Below are 3062 nucleotides of genomic sequence, written 5' to 3' on the forward strand. Positions count from 1 at the left end.
CGGCACCAGGTTGTCGCGCAGCTGCCACTGGCTCAGCAGTGCGTCATCGACGAAGGCGAAATTGACGGTTTCCTGCAGGTCGCGGGCAACCAGCTGGCGGCGCACGCTGAGCGTGTCCAGCTGGGTCTCGGTCGGCATCGCAACACGCGATGCACCACCCGGCAGCGTGGTCGGGATCTGCTCGTAACCGTGGATCCGGGCCAGCTCCTCGATCAGGTCTTCTTCGATGGCGATGTCGAAGCGGCGGCTCGGCGCGGTGACCTGCCAGCCTTCGCCAGCGACCACCACCTGCATGCCCAGCGCGCGCAGGATGCGCTCGACTTCGGCGTCTTCGATGGTGATGCCCAGCACGCGGGTGATGCGTGCGCGGCGCAGCAGGCTCGTGGCCGGCTGCGGCAGGTCGGCCGCATGTACCGCCTCGGTCACCGGCGCCGGGGTACCACCGGCCAGGTCCAGCACCAGACGGGTGGCGTATTCGATGGCGGTACGCGGCAGCGCAGGGTCGACGCCACGCTCGAAGCGGTGGCCGGCATCGGTGTGCAGGCCCAGCTTGCGGCCACGGCCCATGATCGCGGCCGGCGCGAAGTGCGCCGCTTCCAGGAACACGGCGGTGGTGGCATCGGTAACGCGCGTATCGAAGCCGCCCATCAGGCCGGCCAGGCCGACCGCGCGATCAGCGTCGGTGACCACCAGGAAGCTGTCGTCCAGCGCAGCGTCACGGCCGTCCAGCAGCTTCAGGCTTTCGCCGGCGCGCGAACGACGCACACCGATCGTGCCCTGCAGGGTACCGAGATCGTAGGCGTGCATCGGCTGGCCCAGCTCGAGCATTACGTACTGGGTGATGTCGACCAGCAGCGACACCGGGCGCACGCCACTGCGGCGCAGGCGCTCGGCCATCCACAACGGAGTCTTCGCCGCGGCGTTGACACCTTCGATGACACGACCGAGATAGCGCGGTGCTTCGGCACCGGCATCCAGCTGGATCGCCAGCTCGCGGCCGCCATGGGAGGCGATCGGCTCTGCGATGAAATCCAGTACTTCGCTGCGCGTGGCTGCAGCAACGTCATAGGCGATGCCGCGGATGCTGAAGCAGTCGGCGCGGTTCGGGGTCAGCTTGATCTCGATGCTGGCGTCCGGCAGGCCGAGGTACTCCACCAGGGTCTGGCCGACCGGCGCGTCATCCGGCAGTTCCAGCAGGCCGGAGGCATCGTTGTCCAGGCCCAGCTCCTTGGCCGAGCACAGCATGCCGTTGGATTCGACGCCGCGCAGCTTGGCCGGCTTGATCTTCAATTCACCGATCTGCGCACCGACCATCGCCAGCGGCGCGACCAGGCCCGGGCGCGCATTCGGCGCACCACAGACGATCTGCAGCAGCTCAGCCTGTCCCGCATCAACCTTGCACACCTGCAGGCGGTCGGCTTCGGGATGACGTTCGGCTTCGACGATACGCGCGACGACCACATGCTGCAGGCCATCGCCGAGCGCGGTCACCTCTTCCACTTCCAGGCCGATGGCGGTCAGCACCGCGCTCAGCTCGTCGCGCGAGGCAGTGGTGGGAACGTGGCTGCGCAGCCAGTTTTCGGAGAATTTCATGGGGTCACCCTGGTGGGCCCGGCGCATGCGCCTGGGCTACGGATTCAAGTGCAGCCGGGCGTGGCCCGGCACGACATTGTTGTGGCTTACGCAAACTGCTTCAGGAACCGCACATCGTTCTCGAAGAACGCGCGCAGGTCGTTGACGCCGTAGCGCAGCATCGCAAAACGTTCCACGCCCAGGCCGAAGGCAAAGCCGGTGTAGCGCTCCGGATCGATGCCGACGTTGCGCAGCACGTTCGGGTGGACCATGCCGCAGCCGAGCACTTCCAGCCAGCGGGTGCTGCCATCGGGCTGCTGCCAGGCGATGTCCACTTCCGCGCCGGGTTCGACGAACGGGAAGTAACTGGGACGGAAGCGCATCTCGAAATCACGCTCGAAGAACGCGCGCACGAACTCGGACAACGTGCCCTTCAGATCGGCAAAGGTCGAGTGCTCGTCAACCAGCAGGCCTTCGACCTGGTGGAACATCGGCGAATGGGTCTGGTCGCTGTCGCTGCGATAGACCTTGCCGGCGGCGATCATGCGCAGCGGCGGCTGGTGTTCGCCCATGTAGCGCACCTGCACACCGGAGGTATGCGTGCGCAGCAGGCGACCGTCACCGAAGTAGAACGTGTCATGCATGGCGCGCGCCGGATGGTGCGGCGGGAAGTTCAGCGCCTCGAAGTTGTGCCAGTCGTCCTCGATCTCCGGCCCTTCGGACAACTCGTAGCCCAGCCGGCCGAAGATGCCGGTGATGCGTTCGAGGGTGCGGGTGATCGGGTGCAGGCCGGCGCGTTCGCCGCTGCGGCCCGGCAGCGTGATGTCGATCGCCTCGGCAGCCAGGCGCGCATCGAGTGCGGCATCTTCCAGCACTGCCTTGCGCTCGCCCAGCGCGCTGCTCAGCGCGTCGCGGGCCTGGTTGATGGCCTCACCGGCCGCCTTGCGTTCGTCGGCCGGCAGCGCACCGAGCTGTTTCAGCTGCGAGGTGATGCTGCCGCTCTTGCCAAGCAGGGCCACGCGCAGCTGTTCCAGCGCGTCCGGGCTCTGCGCGGCGGCCACATCGGCCAGCGCCTGGGAAGTGAGGGATTGGATGTCGCTCATGGGTAGCCGGAACTCCAGTCGGTCTGCCATCGCGATGCGCGAAGGGCCGCGCCGTCGCAACCGCATGCCGGTCGCCCGCCATCTGCACAGCTGCGCCCGGCACAAAAAAGAATGGGGAAGGACTTGCGCCCTTCCCCATGCATTGCCTTTACCTGACACCGTTCTCCGTGAACGGCAACGGCATCGGGAAGGACTTATGCCGCCAGTGCGCCCTTGGCCTTTTCGGCCAGTGCAGCAAAGCCAGCTGCGTCGTGCACGGCGATGTCAGCCAGAACCTTACGGTCCAGGGTGATGCCAGCCTTCAGCAGGCCGTTCATGAAACGGCTGTAGCTCAGGCCGTTGATGCGGGCAGCCGCGTTGATGCGGGTGATCCACAGCGAACGGAAG

Annotated in this window: 3 protein-coding genes; all 3 read right to left on the minus strand. The window is 66.9% G+C overall.

The genetic code is table 11. The features are described from left to right. Positions 1 to 1593, minus strand: a 1593-nt coding sequence (gene pheT / locus DBR20_RS15250; RefSeq protein WP_258223384.1) for a phenylalanine--tRNA ligase subunit beta, incomplete at its 3' end; no start/stop codon positions are given. 86 nt (positions 1594 to 1679) lie between these two features. Beyond that, positions 1680 to 2675 carry a phenylalanine--tRNA ligase subunit alpha gene (gene pheS, locus DBR20_RS15255; RefSeq protein ID WP_089236281.1) on the minus strand — a complete coding sequence of 332 codons (996 nt, stop codon included), beginning with the start codon at positions 2673 to 2675 and terminating at the stop codon, positions 1680 to 1682. 194 nt (positions 2676 to 2869) lie between these two features. Continuing rightward, positions 2870 to 3062: 50S ribosomal protein L20 (gene rplT / locus DBR20_RS15260; RefSeq protein WP_108266760.1), on the minus strand; the 193-nt coding region annotated here is incomplete at its 5' end.

Origin of the sequence: Stenotrophomonas sp. HMWF023, from assembly GCF_003060985.1 — a bacterium.
In the GTDB taxonomy this organism is placed as follows: Bacteria; Pseudomonadota; Gammaproteobacteria; order Xanthomonadales; family Xanthomonadaceae; genus Stenotrophomonas; species Stenotrophomonas lactitubi.